The following is a 16,786-nucleotide window of genomic DNA, read 5'->3' on the forward strand; positions in this document are numbered from 1 at the left end:
TTTCCTTAAAATGCAACAGTTGAACAAAATATGAATTTTGGAAACTGTTGCATTCGTGCGCGAAAAGCGCACACATCAATACGCAAGTTTTCGAAAGAAAACTTGACGGTTAATACATCCGCCACGGACGGCGGTGGTTAGAGCAGAAGCGATATTTTGGCTTTGCCAAAATTCGTTATCAACTGATGGACAGGGATGTTCATCAGTTGATGAAGGCATCATTGTAGACGCTCACCTTATACCTATGAAATTTCGCACAGAAGGAAGACAATCGCTAAAAATTTTTTAATGCGATTGCTCTAGCCGATACGTGTATCATAATAGTATTTTATATGTTTAAGAAGTAATTGAAAACTTCTCAAAACTTCAGTTTTAAGAAGTTTTCCTCGGCTTTATTTTTTATTTGCGAAATTACAGAGGCTGTGAAAATTCTTTCGCGGCGTTCTTATGTTGGAGGTAAACGTATGCATTTAAGACAAAGATTTCAAACGGTACTGTCATTTACCGCACTGTTGAGCATGGTTGTAATGATTTTTGTATCATCCTGCTCTGCAAGTCCTGCTTCTGCAACAACAGTATATGCTGACACAAAGCATTCGGAAGCAATTACAAAAGAGACGATTTCCTTGTTGGAAGGGCTGCAAAGTGCGAACCGGCAAGTATCGGCGGCAATTTTACCGTCAGTAGTAACGCTATCGGTTACGGAAATTAAAAAAGTCCGCAATCCCCTTTCGGGAGACGGTTTTCCGTGGTTCTTTTTTGGAATGCCTAATCAGAATAACGGTGAAAAATCAGAAGGGAACGATAGCGGCGAGCAAGAATATAAATCAGAAGGGATGGGTTCGGGTGTTATCGTTCGTAAGAACGGCAATACCTATTATGTGCTGACTAATCAGCATGTTACCGGTACGGCTGAAAAGATTATCGTCAAGTTATATAACGGACATACCGCAGAAGGAAAACTGGTCGGCGGAGATCAGCGACGAGATATTGCACTGGTTTCATTTGAATCCACCGAAAAAGATATTGCTATTGCTGAATTGGGAAATTCCGATGCGGTAGAGGTTGGCGATATTGTCTTTGCTGTCGGTTCTCCGCTCGGGTATGTTTCGACGGTTACCCGCGGTATGGTCAGCGCGGTCGGGCGGTCGGGCGGTCCGAATAATAACATCAACGACTTTATTCAAACCGATGCCGCCATCAATCAGGGAAACTCCGGCGGCCCGCTCGTCAATATCTACGGGCAAGTTATCGGTATTAACACATGGATTGCATCATCAAGCGGAGGGTCACAGGGACTTGGTTTTTCCATTCCGATCAACAACGTCAAAGGAGCAATCGACTCACTTATTTCCGACGGTAAATTGAAATATGGATGGGTTGGTGTCCAACTGACGAGCGCCGACGAAACGGTTATGAAAGCTCTGGGGCTCGGTGAAAAAACCGGCGCTTTGGCTATCGACATCTTCTTAGGGTCTCCTGCATTTAAAGGCGGCATCCGTCCGGGCGATTTTGTCGTTAAGCTGAACGGTAAAGAGGTTAAGAGCGTCGATCAACTTGTCCGCGATGTCGGCGATCTTCGTAGCAACACTACCGCTGAATTTGTGGTTATCCGCGATGGTAAAGAACAAACATTCTCTGTAAAGATTGAAGAGCGGGATCAGAAAATCGTTACCGACTCGTCGAAATTATGGCCGGGATTTATCGGTTACGAACTCAGTGATGAAATACGCGATAAATTAAAGCTTGATAAAAAACAAACAGGCGTGCTGGTAACCAACATTACCAATAAAACGCCCGCCGTTATTATCGGGCTTAAATCAGGTGATATTATTACTGCGGTAAATGATGTACCGGTAACCAATATGCGCGAATTCTATCGTGAATTATCAAAGATCAAAAAAGAAGTGTGGTTCGATGTACTGCGTGAAGGACAAACACTATCGACTTTACGCTATAAGTTTTAAGTTAAGATAAAAGCTGAAAATGAAAAGCGCCGATTAACCGTCAAGATTAATCGGCGCTTTTTTTTTATTCGTGCAGAGGGGTTAACCCCTTATTGCTGTGCAACGTATGCTCTGCGTCGGGGATGTTGGCTCGTAATATATTTGGTAAATATCGCAGAGAAACTCTAAAAAATGCAGTGTATAAAAGCTTTCCTGCCATTTATTTCATCCGCATAGCAAAGACACCCTTCCAGTCTGCCGGAGGTGGAGAACTGCGATAATGAGCTATTCTGTCTAAGAAAACTTTTGCAGGTTGATCGTTATATTTTTCTACACATTCCATAAAATACTTTTCTGCGGTCTTCCATTTGCGTTGTCGATAATAGTCAAGTCCTGTTTCAAAAAGCTTTTTTAAATCATAAATTTTATCGCTGGTATTTTTTTTGGTTTCTTGCAAAACTTCAAAAATACGCACAACTTCTGTTTTCCCTTTTACTGTTATATAATCAAGTTCACGGCAAATAAATGCATTGTTCAAATTGTTGTAGACGGCTTCAGAAATAATAGTCTTTGATCCATATTGTTTATTTGCACCTTCAAGCCGTGCTGCCAAATTAACCGTATCGCCAATGGAAGTGAAATCTTTTCTTGTTTCGGAACCGACAGGGCCGAATATAACATAACCCGTATTTATACCGATACCGAGTGAAATTGTTTCTCTTCCTACTTTCATAGCTGCTTGGTGTTCACGATAAAGCGCTTCCCGTATTTCCATCGCTGCCTTACAAGCATTTATCTCTTTTCTTGGACCTGCAAAAAAAGCCATCATTTCGTCCCCGACATACTTATCAACATCACCACCGTTATCAAAAATAATTTTAGTTTCGATGTTAAGATAGCGATTTAACATCGATATAACCTCTCTTGCCGGCAATTTTTCACAAAGTTTCGTAAAGCCTCTAATATCGGTAAAAAGGAAACAAAGATTCCGCGAGATACTTTTTGAACCGACATCTTTTTCTGCATTTCGAAGGGTATGGAACGAAATATATGGAAGCATACCACGCACAAGCGTAATAATATTTTTTATTTCCTTCGAAAGTGTTTTTATTTCATCGCGTGTTTTCAGATTATCTTCAAATACAAGTCTGTTTGCCTCAATCTTTGCATTACCCGAAAATATTTCGTTTAATATATTGGTCGTCTTTCTAATATTTACGCAAAGCTGAATAATAGGCTCGGCAATAAAATCGGCAAGGAAAAGCGTAATGATAATTGCAGCGTATGCAAAAACTGCTGCAAGTGCAAAGATAAATACTTTTGCTTGAAAATACGGACGCTCCAGTATTTCTTTCATATATGTTACAACGGCGAAACCAACCAGCCTTTGACCGTCTTTGCGCGAAAAGGTTATAGGATATATATATATGCAGGAACCCTTTTCCGGTTTATAAATAGGCTGACTTCGAGTGAGTGTATTTTGAAAATGTTGTATGTAAAGAGCAGCTTCTTCCGCAGTAATGCGTTTTTCTTCTGCCGGTATATTACGCACCGCCCCCTGCTCCGTTGTATACGAGAATACATTGAAATCGGGAAGTACTGTAGTGTCATTAATCTTATCAAGAAACACCGGCTCGTTACTGTCTGTTGTAATAATATCTACACGGCGATGCGGAAATGGAGAAGATGCATTTGTCTTTTTTATGCCTTCAAGAAAGGCGCTTATTTTTGCATGAAGCCCATCTGAAAAATCATAAATGGCCGCAACCTGTTCGGCTTGATTCTTACCGGTTGTATTGACATTTTGCGTTAAAAGCAATTTGTAGTTCTTTAAATCCGTATAAATAAAGACAGAAATATTAACAATAATTGTAACAAGAATCACCGCTGCAATTTTATTTTTTAGATGCGTTTTCTTGTCAGGATCTTTTACTCGCCCGATCAAGTTTTGGATTTGTTCTTTTATATTTATATTGAATCTTTTCCCTTCCGGTTGTTCGGCTACTATTGTTCCCGATTTAGTGCTTACCTGTGGTTTATTCAGTTTATCCGTTTTTTCATCTTCCAAAATCAGCTGCTTGTATTCAGAGTACGCCTCATTATTTGCTTTTATCAAAGGAATCCCGCGACTGATTAAAAAGACATGAAAAATAAAAGCAGTAAAAAAAGCAGCGTATACTAAAATACTTAACCCCTGAAACCAGCGTATAGTGTTGGCAAATGTCATCATCCCCGAAATAGCAGCTGCAAGATAAAATGTTACTGCAACAAAAGCAGAAATAATAACGATATTCTGTGTTATTTTTTTATTAAAGATAGAAGTTAAAATAATGAGAAATGCTACGGGCAATAAAAAAAAGGAGAAACAGCTTATATAAAAAAAATGTAAATTCCTTTGAACTAACCCTGAGAATAGAACCGTAAACGGGTACAAGAGCTGCGGAGTTTGCTCATAATTGAGCAGATCCATTTTATCCATGCCGAACGGCATAAACATCAATGCAGCCAAAATAACAAGGGAAACAATTTGCAGCATATAAGGGAATTTTGCTGTCTGTGTATGTACTGTTTCTAACTTTTCATCTTCGATTTCGCTCATCACAATGTCCTATATTTTTAGAATAGCTTATAACCTGAAGGAACGTCTTTCAACGACCTGCCGATATATTAATGATTACCTATAGTGTATATTCTCGGTATTTTTTGTCAAGTGAACGTCCTGCGTGCCATGATAAACGCATTAGGCGATTTTTTTAACAGCCCCGCAAAATAATTAGGACTGTTCGACCAGAGTTGAACCACTTCGCTGTTCAAATGGTCTCACAGCCCCAATTATTTTGCGCTTTTGCTCTACTTTGCCTAATATGTTTACCTGTTTCATCTGCTAAAAAAATGTGCGAAATTTTGAATAAAATTTCACACAAAAGGAAGGCAACCGCTTAAATTATTTCTGGTACGGTTGCCTTAATTAGGAATCACGGCAGCTGCAGCATTATACAGGCGCCTGTGTCTTGAGTATTTACGGCACTGATTGAACCGCCGAGCGCATGCACAATGCTTGCCGCTATCGACAATCCAAGTCCCGCACCGCCTGCACCTCTCGTATGTGCGGCATCTCCGCGGTAAAAGCGCTCAAATATATGTAGCAGTATATCTTGCGCAATTCCCGGACCGTTATCCGAAATCGAAATAATATATGCGCCTTCCGATGCAGGCGCATCAGGAAGGCGCTCTGCTTCTAAAAGCGGCTGTACCGAAAGTTCGATATGAGTATATTCTCCGGCAAATTTTACGCTGTTGGAAATTATAATAGTGCATACTTGATGGAGCAGCGCTTCATCCGTATACACGGTTGGCACCCCAATACTTTCGGTAAAGCTCACATTCGGTGCGTAGCTTTGTGTACTGTCGATAAGCCGCGTAAAAAATTCGGCAACGGGAACAGGCGTTTTATGAATCCGTATATGCCCGTTTTCAAGCCGGGTCATTTGCAGCAAATTTTCGATAATAGCTTCCATCGAATGTGCTTCGCGGATCAGTGCCGAAAGCGATTTTTCCAAACGGTCGGGATCGTGCTTTCCCCAACGACGCAGCAGATTGGCATGACCGAGAATTACGGCAAGCGGTGTTTTTAACTCGTGCGACACATCAGCTGTAAACCGGCGCTCCCGTTCAAAATCGGTTTGCAGGCGAGAAAGCAAATCGTTCAATGTTTTTGCAAGGACATCAAAGTCGTCGTCCTTATCCGTAACGGGAAGCCGGTCGGTTAAATTGGAGCCGCTGATGTTCTTTGCCGCATCGGTCATAGCACGAACGCTTCGCATTGTACGTTTTGTCATAAAAAACACCGCGATGTACGAAAGCAGCAGCAACGGGACGGTAACCACGGCGAGAATGCTCGGTATGCCGGAAATAATGGACTCCGCCGTATCGGAATCCATATTCAACGCCGTCTGTATAACGTAAGCCTCCCCCGCATGAACGGATACTGCATAGTAGAGAATATTTAAATCGCCGTCGATAAAGTATTGCTTTGCCGTATACCGTTCTGCACGGCGGGGTGTTACCGGCAGCATCGGTAAAAAAGGGTCGTTCGTTGCAATCACTTCCTGCGTGCCGCTCTGATACACGGAAAACGTAATATAATACGGAAGCTCCGCATCAATTTCTTGTACGCGGCCGTTCTTCAGTGCTTCGGCAATAATTCGAGCGGCGGAAATAAGTTCGCGGTTTTGCTGCTGCCTAACGCCGGAACGAAGCAGCACAATAATACCGGCGGAAAAAAGGGCAATCATCACGGCAAACAAAAGAGAGAAGCGCAGTGAAAGCTGCCGTACCGTCGATATGCGGAGCTGCCGTACCGGTGAATCAGATGCTTGCATTGCCGGTGTCCCGTATAACATAGCCGACGCCGCGTACCGTAGAGATGTATTCCTCACCGGTTTTGTCATCGATTTTTGCACGCAAATATCGCACATACACATCGACCGAATTTTCATCGATGTAATGATCTGCACCCCATACCGTATTGATGATGGTATCGCGGCTTAAAACGGTGTTCTTGTGTTCAAGCAATGTCTTCAACAAAAGGTATTCGGTTTTCGACAACATAACCCGTTCTTTGTTTACCGTTACTTCCATACTGTTCGGATTAAGTTCGATACCGCGCAGTTTTAACGGCGTTATTCCCTGTGCATTATTCCGGCGCATCACAGCCCTCATCCGCGCAAGCAGCTCTTCAATCTCAAACGGTTTTGCAAGATAGTCATCCGCCCCGGAATCAAGACCGCTCACCTTATCGAATGTATCCCCCCGCGCGGTGAGCATAATAACCGGCGTATTCGACGTTTTTCTGATTCGCCGCAACACTTCAAGTCCGTTCAGCTGGGGAAGCATAATGTCGAGCAGCACAAGATCCGGCTCATTCTTTTCAAAAATATCCAAAGCGGTTCTGCCGTCTGCAGCGTAGAGAATATCATATCCTTCATGCTCAAGTTCAAGCTGTAAGAATTCGGCAATGCCCGAATCATCTTCAACGATTAATACCCGTGCCATCAATCTTTTTCCTCAAAACGAACATATTCATAATGGTGATGATTATGCATTTCTTCGTGCATTTCCTTAGGAGGTTTCTGCGGCGGAATATTTAAAAATCTAAATTTATATTCTTTGTTGCATTCCATATCATCAAAGTGTGAAAGATAGAGCGGAATATGATTAAAGCTTTTCGCTTCCGGTAAATCAAGATGAAACGGACGATTTGGCGTATCTTTTCCCGCAGATAAAAAAGAGTCCCGAATCAATATTTTTATTTTATCACCTGCTTTGTTAAAAGCAATTAGCGCATCGGCAGGTAAAAACTGACCGTTTATGCTGATATGTTTTTTTTGGAGTGTACGCGGATCGGCAGGCATATTGAATTTAATCTCTATTTCGATAATGCCGGCTTGCTCGATTTCGGTTTCTATTTTTGTAACATAAAAAAGGCCGTCGGCATTTGCCATCCGCATACCGCGGTACGAAAATGCATGTTTAGCGTCCTTCGGTTTATCTGCAAAAAGTGCACTGTGCATAATAAGAAAGATACATACCGATATGATAGAGACACTCAATGTCTTACGGGTAGTCATAACCGTATCATACCGTATTCTTTCCGTTTTGTGTCAAAATTCCCGATTAAAATATTTTAATCTTTTTCCAATGCAGGCTTCATGATACGGCAAGCCCAATACGGTATAGTCGTGCACAGACGGTGTGAAAACTTAAACAACCGTACTTTGTTTTTTTAGGAGTATACAAATGAACAAACAAATGGTGAAAAAGGCTGCGGCATTCGGTATCGTTGCGGTATTAGCGGTGGGAGCCGTTTTTGCAAAACCGCATCAGTCGAATTCAAAAGATTGGAAACATCATAATGATGCCGGAGCCGCGGAACGTCCGATGCCGCATAACGGTAAAGGCGGCGAGTTTAACGAACGCCAAATGCAACCTGACGGCAAAAGCGGAGAGTTCAACCGGCGCCCGATGATGAACGATGCCGCTGCACAAACGGGAAATTCGGTTATGGGTAAATGGATTGCCCGCGATGAAAATAAGGCAGTCAAGGTCGAGTTTGACCGCGACGGCAGCATGGAAATCGAATGGCTGCAAGGCTTTACTTCATCGACGGAGTGGGAAGGTTTCTGGACTGCTACCGATACCGAAGTTACCTTTACCGTAAGAAGTAAAGAAACCGAAACATGGACAAACGGCTCTAAAAAGGAAATCCGTGAAAGCATGAACGCAGTGTGGAAGCTCCAGTACACCCGCAATGACGATAATACGCTCACACTGACCGGCAGCGACTTACCCAAAGAGCTGGCAAACCTTACCTTGTCTCGGCAGGGTCGCTAAGCTGTATCAAAACGCAGGGTAAACGCATCAGATGCTTGTTTACTATTCCCGCAGAAAAAGTGGAGCTGTTCAACCGGAATTGAACCTCTTTGCGGTTCAAATGGTCTCACACCCCCACTTTTTCTGCGATTTCTCTTTATTCGTGCGGAGGCTTTAATACCCCGACGCTCGCGTCGGGGTTGTTGATTGGTCTGATACACTTGCCCAGCTCCTGAAAATCAGTCAATACCAACCATCACGGAAGTAGCTTTGATAACAGCCAGAGCAGCCTCGCCCTCTTTCAAGCCGAGTTCCTCTACAGCGTTGTTGGAAATGGTGGCGGAGATGGTACAACTGCCCAGCGCACTGATGCGTACGATGGAATTGACGGCACCCTTTTCTACTCCCAGTACCTTGCCGGGAAATTGGTTGCGGGCGCTCAGGGGCAGATGTTCACCACGGCCGACCATAACCTCCGTGGCTTTGATGACAGCGTAGGCCTTTTTGCCCGGTGCCAATCCCAGCTCCCGTATGGCATTCATAGAGATCGTTGCGGACACGGGCGTTCCGTTGACATCAATCGTAACAATGCCGTTGACGGCTCCCTCGGCCACCTTAGTTACGGTACCGGGGAACTGATTTCTTGCGCTTAGTTTCATTTAGAACCTCCAAATTATCGAATGATCGAAAATTAGTCTAATTTAGGCGTTTCATAATTCAAAATCATCTGCGCCTGCTGATCGCTGAGTTCATAGTAGAAGAACGTGTGATAGAAGTTTTTCAGTTCCTGCGCAATGTCAAAATCTTCAAACAACTCCGGATACAGCAGCTTTGCACACCACTGGGGCTGCAGTGCAGACTCCACGCCATAACGATCCCATGCGAAAACTCCCTTGGGATTGGAATACACCCGTCCGTTCTTCACCGCTTTAAGATTTGCCCATGCAGGATCGGACATAACCTGCTCCACCTGTTTCTTGGGTTTTCCGGTAATCAGAACATCGGGATCCCACTGCAGCACCTGCTCCATAGAAATGGTTTGCAGATTACCTGTCATCCCTTCGGCAGCTGCGTTGATACCGCCGGCATATTTGATCCACTCATCGATGATGGTGTTGGCGCCGTCGAAATTCAGCTCATAGATAGAATTGCCGTGCGCTACCGTTGTGCGGTTTTCTTCGGGGATATCTCCTACGCGTTTTGCAACCCAGTCCAGCCGCTCTTTAAGATAAGCCGTATAACGGTTAGCAATATCAACAGCTTCTCCTCCGAAAACTTCGGCGGTAAGCTGTACGGATCGTATCATCTCGTTATATGTTTTGAACGAACAGTTGATAAAGGGAATGCCGACCGCGGTGAACATCTCACGGTATTTTTCGTTGGAACCGAACACTACATCGGGCTTGGCAGCTATAATCTCTTCCAGATTCATATCTGCGGAGAAGTTAGTCGAAACAGCCTTGTAGAAATTCGGACATACGATATACATCCACGGCTGCGAATTCTTGTTGACACAGGTAACCAGCATACCCTCAGCCTTATTCAGCATCAGATCAACAGCGTTGTGGGCGAACCAGCTCTCTACATACGTGTTGACCTGAGCGGGGATCGTAACCTCAGTTCCGGACATATCCACAACAGTACGAGTGGCAGGAGTCTCTTTTTTAGCGGTACACGCCGTAAACAGCATCAATGCCATCATCACGGATAACAGCAATGCGAGCATCTTTTTCATCATTTTCCTCCTCAATAATTCCCTGATACAGGTAAACTGAATCTACAGAAAACCTCTAACAACAGTCAAGGTTTTCTTCTATATAAATCAGACTGAAAAACAGTCCGGTTCATAACAGCGGAACGCAGCTTCGAATCTTTTCTCCGGCCTCCGTAACTGTTGTGGTGATCCGAACCTCTACGCCATAAGCTTTGCGCAGGTTTTCTTCAGTAACGATTTCGTCAACGGTTCCTTCCAGCACCTGCTTGTCTTTTGTCAGCAAAATAACCCTATGGCAGCACAAAAAGGCATGATCAGGATTGTGAGTTGTCATCAAAACTCCTAAGCCGGAGGCGGTGAGCTTTTTAATACTCTGCAATACATGAATCTGATTGCCGAAGTCCAGATTGGCAGTAGGCTCATCCATAACCAATAGACTGGAGTTTTGCGCCAATGCACGGGCAATGAGAACCATCTGCCGCTCGCCGCCGGAAATCTGGGTATACGTTTTTTCCCGCAGGTAGGAAATCTCCAGCATGTTCAGAACCTGATCGGCGATGCGGTATTCTTCAAATCCCGGAGCCTCGAAGGGACGCAGGTGCGCGGCACGCCCCATAACCACAACATCCGGCACGGAGTAGGGAAAGGGAGGCTCATGGCTTTGCGGAACATACCCCACGCATTTGGCAAAGTCTCTTGCGCGTATTCGGTCTCTGGGAACCCCATCCAGCAACACTTCTCCATCCAGCAATTTTAAAAATCCCAATACCGAACGAAAAACCGTAGTCTTTCCAATTCCGTTCGGGCCGAGAATGCACACAATTTCTCCTTGCCGAAGGGTCAGCGATACATCTTTCAGAATCGGCGTTGTCCCGTAACCGCAGGTAACATGTTTGAGCGTCAATTCCATTATGCAGCTCCTCTTCTTTTATAGAGAATAAAGATAAAGAACGGCGCCCCTAAAAGCGACGTCAGCACACCGAGCGGAATCTCATAGGCCATAAGCGACCTGCAAAAATTATCGATAATCAGCATGAAAAGTCCGCCGGTCAGCAATGACAGGGGAATCAATGTTTTATTGTTCGGCCCCACCAAAAAACGTACCAGATGAGGAATCATCAGCCCCACCCAGCCGATTGTACCTGCAACGGAAACAACCGCCGCCGTGAGTAAGGTCGCGCAGATAATGCAAACCACGCGCACGGCGCCTACATTAACGCCCATCGCTTTTGCTTCATCCTCTCCAAAGGATAAAACATTCAGCTTCCATCTCAGTGTAACGATCGGTACAATCCCGACGGCAAACGGAATAATAAAAAACAGTAAATCGCGATAGCTCACTTTAGCGATGCTGCCCATAAGCCAGTAGGTCATCTCCGGCAGTTGAGATTCCGTATCGGCAAGGTATTTGATGATGGATACCACTGCTTGAAACAGGGTGTTGACGGTCATACCGCACAGCACCAAAAGCAGGATCATATTACTGCCTCGGCCTATAGCCTTGCTGAGAAAATAGGACAGCGTAACCGCTATAATGCCCGTTGCGAAAGCTCCCGCTTGAATCATAGCAGAACTTTGATTCATCAGCATCATAAAACACGCGCCGACACTCGCGCCGGCCGAGGCTCCCAGAATATCCGGAGAAACCATCGGGTTACGAAACAGACCTTGATACGTCGCGCCGGCCGCCGCCAGAGCAGCCCCCACCAGAATAGCCGCACAGATACGCGGCATCCGCACCAGCCAAACAACCGTATCCTCCGCCGTTCCCCATTTTGAAAATTCACCGGCGCCGTTTTTGATCCCGTCCCCGATACTTTGTAACACTCGTGCAGGACTAATCGAGTACCGTCCGATACAAAACGAAGCAATGAACACCAAAGTCAACAGCGCAATCACCGCAATAAAGGCAATCAGCCCTTTTCGCTTGGATTGTTTGTATTCGCGGAGGAAACGTTCGTCTTCCGTATGGCTCACGCTCCCGGCTTTTTCGGGAATACGCGAGCCGATATCAAGATGTACAGTCTCCGTCCGGTTTTGGCTGTCCATATTCTCTCCTTTCGTTTGCCTCACGACAAAAGTTTTCAAGCAGCATTATTTAAGCCGTATTGGGTATCTTTATCCTAATGATGCGAAACAAGAGTAATACCTATTTACGCGCCCTGCGTCTTCCGCATATCCTGAATAACCATTTGAGGTACCGTATTGCCGTTAAAGGTATTCCGGCTTAGTGTGAATACGGCATCGATATTGTCGCCGATCTTAAATTCAACATTCAATTTATCCGCTGCCTGCCAATACACCGCTGTCCATTTATATGTTCCGCAATCGAACGTAAGACGCAAATGCTGCGGTTGGGTTTTCCCCATAATTGAGGCGGCGGTTAGTTTGATTCCTTTAGCGGCAAATTGCAGCGCCGGAAACCCTTCGCCGTAGGGTTCAAAGGTGTCGAGCACGGTTAAAAGATCAGGCGTTAAATAATCATGAGGGAGTTCCGCATCGATGGAAAGCGGAGGATTTTCGGAGTTTTCGTCAAATTCGATAGCCGCGGTAAATTCCTGAACTTTCTTTAAAAACGGCGCAAGTTTTTCCTGCATTAAGCTGAATCCTGCCGCAAATGAATGTCCGCCATAGTCGAGGAAAAAATCGGGATATGCTTCCGGCAAAGAAAGCACCCGATAGCCGCGGGCGGAACGAAGCGAACCGACTGCGGTTCCGTCTTCCATAAGACAGATAACCATACTCGGCACGTTAAACTTATCCGCAAGCCTATTTGAAAGAATACCGGTAATGCCGCGGTGGATTTTATCGCTTACGACAACGGTAAGCTTTTCGCGGTATTTTGCAAGACTTTCCCGCGCAATCGGTTCGGCAATTGCCCAGCCGGTCTTTCCGAGTTCTTTCCGCTCCTCGTTCATTGCAATAACTGCATCTGCAAGTTCATTGCGTACCGCTGCGTTTTGCTCAAGGAAGAGCCGGATCGCCGTTTCCGGTTTACCCATCCGTCCGGTTGCATTGATAACGGGCGTAATATTCCACGCAATATCGTTGGTTCCGATGTGCTTACCGATAAGCCCCTGTTTTATCATCAATTCGGAAAGACCGGCACGCGGCGCGGCATTGATAGCTGCTAAGCCTTGCTTTACCAATATCCGGTTTTCTCCGGTCAGCTGCATCAAGTCTGCAAGCAGCGAAAGCGCAACGAGCTGTAATTCACGCTTTTCTTTTTCACCGTACATATTATGCGCTTGTTGAACAAGCGTAATAAAGATATTGAAAAAGCCGTCGAGTTCGGACATCGGCGTGTCGTTGTACTTGCCAATCCGCGATAAATTCTTTAACCGCAAAAGGCTTAACTCGGCAAGCTGAGGCGCAATCTTTGCGCATTCAAGTCTAAAATCACTCACATAAAACTCAACCGACTTACCGAACACTTTTTCCAGCTGCTTGAGCTGCAACTCTTTATCCCAGACAAAAATCTGCTGCCCCTGCAAAAATCTGCCGAGCCGAGTATCTGAAAACGGAACCATACCGGGGATAATCGTTTCGGTGATTCGAGCCGTTTCAACTAAATTGACCGTATGGATAGCTTCCACTGCGAATGCATCGTTGACGGGGCGGACATTTAACAGGCAAATCTGCTGTTTATAAATGTCGAGAAGTCCGAAGCGCAGGGCAGTAACAACCTTCCACGCCGTAGCGCATCCGGAAAGATGTTCGTTGGGATACCCTGAGTCCGGCACCTTACAGTTAATGATTACTGCGGCATCGGGAAGCGTATCCTGCGGGGTGTGATGATCGATGACGATAACATCAATTCCTTTCTCCGCAGCGTAGGCGACTTCTTGAATATTGGAAATACCGCAGTCTACGGTAATGATGAGGGTACCGCCGTCGGTTTCATGCGCATCCACTGCGTCGCAGGAAAGTCCGTACGGTTCGTCGCCGGTGGGAATACGCCATGTCGTCGGGATGCCTAAATCGGTAAGCGCTTCGTAGAGCACGGTAACGGCGGTGATCCCGTCCACATCGCGGTCTCCAAAAATAAGTACCCGCTCACCTTCTTCCTTTGCATCGAGGATCCGGTCAACGGCATCCTCCATATTTACAAAAAGAAAGGGATTATGCACATAGCGCAGATCGTTTTCAAGGTGAAAAAACGCCTCGCTCCCTTCGGCAATGCCGCGCCGCAGCAAAATCGATGCAACAAGCGGAGTGCAGCCGTATTGCTGCGCCATGGAGCGGACAACACTCGGGTCTATATCTTTTTTTTCCCAATTCACTGTATGGTACCGGCTGCGCGGCTATAAGTCGGCCGCAGAAATTTCTTTAAATACCAGCGGACGCATTTGCGGCTTCTCCGCTGCATACCGTATCGCTGTTTTGATCATATCGGAAGCAGCCGGAAGGCACTCCGCATCCTTACCGTACACGTCCATGATGAGGTCGCCTTTTTTTACGGCATCGCCTGCGTGCTTATGCAGAATCATACCGGCATCAGGACACACCGCATCGGTGGTTTTATTACGGCCGACCCCAAGATTGACTCCGGCAATACCGATTTTGAACGCATCGATATCCACGATAAAGCCGTCTTGCTCCGCCCTAATGCGGCAAGCGTGCGGGCTGCGACGCTTGCCGCATTCGGCAACAAACTGCTGCGCATTGCCGCCTTGCAACGTAATGTTTTCTAAAAACAGCTCAAGCGCTTTGCCGCTGCGAAGCGCCTCTTGCGCTTTTTGAATTCCTTCTTCCTTGGTTCCGGCTTTACCGCCAAGTATGAGCATCCAACTTGCAAGTTGTAAGGTTAAGTCGGTTACATCCTGCGGTCCTGTGCCTTTCAGAACATTGTAGGTTTCTTCCATTTCCAAGAAGTTACCGACTGCATTTCCTAAGGGTTCATACATATTGGTTATCATCGCGATAACTTTTTTACCCATCGCGGTGCCGGTACCGACAAGGCTCTTTGCGAGCGCTTCAGCTTCGGGCAGCGTTTTCATAAAGGCGCCGCTTCCGCATTTGACATCGAATACCAGCGCTTCGGCGCCTTCGGCAACCTTCTTGGAGAGAATACTCGCCGTAATGAGCGGCACCGATTCGACGGTTGCGGTAACATCGCGTAAGGCATAAATCAGCCGGTCGGCAGGGACAATCTCTTTTGTCTGCCCCGTCATTGCAAAACCGGTTTTTTTAATATAATTTCGGAATTGTTCAACGGAAAGGCCGGTCTTATATCCGGTAATCGATTCAAGTTTATCGAGCGTACCACCGGTGTGCCCGAGTGCGCGACCGCTCATCATCGGAACCTTCACCCCGCAGGCAGCTACGATAGGTGCAAGCGGCAGAGAAAGCTTATCTCCGACACCGCCGGTGGAGTGTTTATCGACAAAGGGGCCTTCAATCCCCGACAAGTCCATGACTGCCCCGGAATGCAGCATTACATCGGTAAGAACGGCGGTTTCATCAAATGTCATACCGTTAAAGTAAACCGCCATCAGCCATGCGGCCATTTGATAGTCGGGAATCTCTCCGGCCACATATCCATTCACTAAAAAGGCAATTTCTTCCCGAGAGAGCGTTCCTGCGCCGGTTTCTCTAAACCCGCGCTTTTTCATAATGATATCAACTGCACGCATGTTTTTCTTCCTTACATAAAAAGGTACCGGAATCGATAAACACCGGAATATTCGCTATACAGCACAGGGCTTTTCCAAAAGGAGGTTACTTTCGGAATCGCTCCGTGTATCTTTAGGGCATCTCTAAAAACTCGGTTAGATTTGCTTCGCATCCTTTGAAATAGAGATGCCCGACGATTTTTAATTGAATGCTTTTCGCCACGCGGCGGGATTGCCCGGGCCAACCCATTTATTGAGGGCAAAACCGTTCCGTAAACTTAACGTAATAAATTTCTTTGCGCGAAGAGCGGCTTCATAGGGTTCAAGCCCGAAGCCTAAACCCGCAGTAATTGCAGCGGCAACGGTACAACCGCACCCGTGAGTCCATTCGGTTTTAATCAGCTCAGCTTCGAGATATTGGAAATCCTTACCATCGTAGAAAACATCGATGGAGGTCTCCGCATCTTTCAATTTTGAGCCGCCTTTGATGAACACATACGGTGCTCCCATATCATAAATCCGTTTTGCGGCATCTTTAATTTCTTCTAACGTTGAAGGCGTATCAACATGGGCAATCTGACCGGCCTCAAACACATTCGGCGTAATAATCTTTGCAAGCGGCAACAGTTTTTTAATCAACAACTCATTGATTTCGGGATTAAGCGGCAAATTTCCGCCTTTACAGATCATCACCGGATCAAGAACGTAGTTTTCTACCTTATATTTACCGAGATACTCGGCAGCCAGTTCGATTGCATAAGGGGTTGCCAACATTCCCGTTTTTGCCGCATCAACGCCGACGCCGGTAAAAATGGTTTCGAGCTGTGCACGCAACGAATCTTCGCCGATCGGGAACACTTCATGGCTCCAATCTTTGTGGGGATTCATGGTAGCAACCAAAGTAATCGCTGCCATACCATATCCACCGTACTCCTGAAATGTTTTTAAATCTGCCTCAAGCCCTGCTCCTCCTGATGCGTCGGAACCGGCAATCGTCGCTAATTTTACCATTTTATACTCCTCAATTATGAAAATATCTACGAGTGAGAACTATATCACATTTACCCGTTAAGTCAAGATCGTTGCGAGGCTGGGATTCTGGGCTCAGAGCACAGAGTTGCTTTTTACTGCCTGTTAGC

13 protein-coding genes are annotated in these 16,786 nt (G+C 45.8%); 2 read left to right on the forward strand and 11 right to left on the reverse strand.

The window, feature by feature from the left end; genetic code table 11:
- Positions 1–464: 464 nt before the first annotated feature.
- Complete coding sequence (locus HGH47_RS04885) at positions 465–1,967, forward strand: Do family serine endopeptidase (RefSeq protein WP_212565831.1); 1,503 nt, start codon at positions 465–467, stop codon at positions 1,965–1,967.
- Positions 1,968–2,166: 199 nt separating this feature from the next.
- Here HGH47_RS04885 and HGH47_RS04890 read toward each other — a convergent pair whose 3' ends face one another.
- From HGH47_RS04890 to HGH47_RS04905, 4 genes are all read right to left on the reverse strand, one after another.
- A complete protein-coding gene (locus HGH47_RS04890; protein WP_230974540.1) occupies positions 2,167–4,545 on the reverse strand; it encodes an adenylate/guanylate cyclase domain-containing protein in 2,379 nt (792 codons plus the stop codon).
- A 376-nt stretch (positions 4,546–4,921) separates the two neighbouring features.
- On the reverse strand, positions 4,922–6,328 hold the full coding sequence (locus HGH47_RS04895; protein WP_432910863.1) for an ATP-binding protein: 1,407 nt from the start codon (positions 6,326–6,328) through the stop codon (positions 4,922–4,924).
- Positions 6,315–7,001, reverse strand: a complete 687-nt coding sequence (locus HGH47_RS04900) for a response regulator transcription factor (protein WP_212565830.1) — start codon at positions 6,999–7,001, stop codon at positions 6,315–6,317. Before HGH47_RS04900 ends, HGH47_RS04895 begins: the two co-directional genes overlap by 14 nt.
- A complete protein-coding gene (locus tag HGH47_RS04905; RefSeq protein ID WP_212565829.1) occupies positions 7,001–7,576 on the reverse strand; it encodes a hypothetical protein in 576 nt (191 codons plus the stop codon). Before HGH47_RS04905 ends, HGH47_RS04900 begins: the two co-directional genes overlap by 1 nt.
- A gap of 169 nt (positions 7,577–7,745) precedes the next feature.
- Between HGH47_RS04905 and HGH47_RS04910 the strand changes: the two genes are divergently transcribed.
- Entirely contained in the window at positions 7,746–8,339 is a 594-nt protein-coding gene (locus tag HGH47_RS04910; RefSeq protein ID WP_212565828.1) for a hypothetical protein, read from the forward strand.
- A gap of 218 nt (positions 8,340–8,557) precedes the next feature.
- Here the strand turns inward: HGH47_RS04910 and HGH47_RS04915 are convergent, their stop codons facing one another.
- The 7 genes from HGH47_RS04915 to thiD all read right to left on the reverse strand — a co-directional run bounded on the left by HGH47_RS04915 (position 8,558) and on the right by thiD (position 16,658).
- Positions 8,558–8,977, reverse strand: a complete 420-nt coding sequence (locus HGH47_RS04915) for a TOBE domain-containing protein (protein ID WP_212565827.1) — start codon at positions 8,975–8,977, stop codon at positions 8,558–8,560.
- A 32-nt stretch (positions 8,978–9,009) separates the two neighbouring features.
- Positions 9,010–10,056 (reverse strand): ABC transporter substrate-binding protein, encoded by a 1,047-nt coding sequence (locus tag HGH47_RS04920; protein ID WP_212565826.1) that lies wholly within the window; start codon positions 10,054–10,056, stop codon positions 9,010–9,012.
- Positions 10,057–10,162: 106 nt separating this feature from the next.
- Entirely contained in the window at positions 10,163–10,942 is a 780-nt protein-coding gene (locus HGH47_RS04925) for an ABC transporter ATP-binding protein (protein ID WP_212565825.1), read from the reverse strand.
- Entirely contained in the window at positions 10,942–12,081 is a 1,140-nt protein-coding gene (locus HGH47_RS04930; protein WP_212565824.1) for a FecCD family ABC transporter permease, read from the reverse strand. Before HGH47_RS04930 ends, HGH47_RS04925 begins: the two co-directional genes overlap by 1 nt.
- Before the next feature lie 104 nt (positions 12,082–12,185).
- Complete coding sequence (gene recJ / locus HGH47_RS04935; protein ID WP_432910757.1) at positions 12,186–14,315, reverse strand: single-stranded-DNA-specific exonuclease RecJ; 2,130 nt, start codon at positions 14,313–14,315, stop codon at positions 12,186–12,188.
- Positions 14,316–14,336: 21 nt separating this feature from the next.
- A complete protein-coding gene (locus tag HGH47_RS04940) occupies positions 14,337–15,668 on the reverse strand; it encodes a thymidine phosphorylase (RefSeq protein WP_212565823.1) in 1,332 nt (443 codons plus the stop codon).
- A gap of 180 nt (positions 15,669–15,848) precedes the next feature.
- On the reverse strand, positions 15,849–16,658 hold the full coding sequence (thiD, locus tag HGH47_RS04945; protein WP_016522524.1) for a bifunctional hydroxymethylpyrimidine kinase/phosphomethylpyrimidine kinase: 810 nt from the start codon (positions 16,656–16,658) through the stop codon (positions 15,849–15,851).
- Positions 16,659–16,786: the final 128 nt, after the last annotated feature.

The sequence above is a fragment of the Treponema sp. OMZ 805 genome (assembly GCF_050937395.1).
Taxonomy (GTDB): Bacteria; Spirochaetota; Spirochaetia; order Treponematales; family Treponemataceae; genus Treponema.

Bases quoted from the DNA above. Each gene is read 5' to 3' on its own strand.
- HGH47_RS04885 (WP_212565831.1), top strand. From the start codon at position 465: ATGCATTTAAGACAAAGATTTCAAACGGTACTGTCATTTACCGCACTG.
- HGH47_RS04890 (WP_230974540.1), bottom strand. From the start codon at position 4,545: ATGAGCGAAATCGAAGATGAAAAGTTAGAAACAGTACATACACAGACA.
- HGH47_RS04895 (WP_432910863.1), bottom strand. From the start codon at position 6,328: ATGCAAGCATCTGATTCACCGGTACGGCAGCTCCGCATATCGACGGTA.
- HGH47_RS04900 (WP_212565830.1), bottom strand. From the start codon at position 7,001: ATGGCACGGGTATTAATCGTTGAAGATGATTCGGGCATTGCCGAATTC.
- HGH47_RS04905 (WP_212565829.1), bottom strand. From the start codon at position 7,576: ATGACTACCCGTAAGACATTGAGTGTCTCTATCATATCGGTATGTATC.
- HGH47_RS04910 (WP_212565828.1), top strand. From the start codon at position 7,746: ATGAACAAACAAATGGTGAAAAAGGCTGCGGCATTCGGTATCGTTGCG.
- HGH47_RS04915 (WP_212565827.1), bottom strand. From the start codon at position 8,977: ATGAAACTAAGCGCAAGAAATCAGTTCCCCGGTACCGTAACTAAGGTG.
- HGH47_RS04920 (WP_212565826.1), bottom strand. From the start codon at position 10,056: ATGATGAAAAAGATGCTCGCATTGCTGTTATCCGTGATGATGGCATTG.
- HGH47_RS04925 (WP_212565825.1), bottom strand. From the start codon at position 10,942: ATGGAATTGACGCTCAAACATGTTACCTGCGGTTACGGGACAACGCCG.
- HGH47_RS04930 (WP_212565824.1), bottom strand. From the start codon at position 12,081: ATGGACAGCCAAAACCGGACGGAGACTGTACATCTTGATATCGGCTCG.
- HGH47_RS04940 (WP_212565823.1), bottom strand. From the start codon at position 15,668: ATGCGTGCAGTTGATATCATTATGAAAAAGCGCGGGTTTAGAGAAACC.
- thiD (WP_016522524.1), bottom strand. From the start codon at position 16,658: ATGGTAAAATTAGCGACGATTGCCGGTTCCGACGCATCAGGAGGAGCA.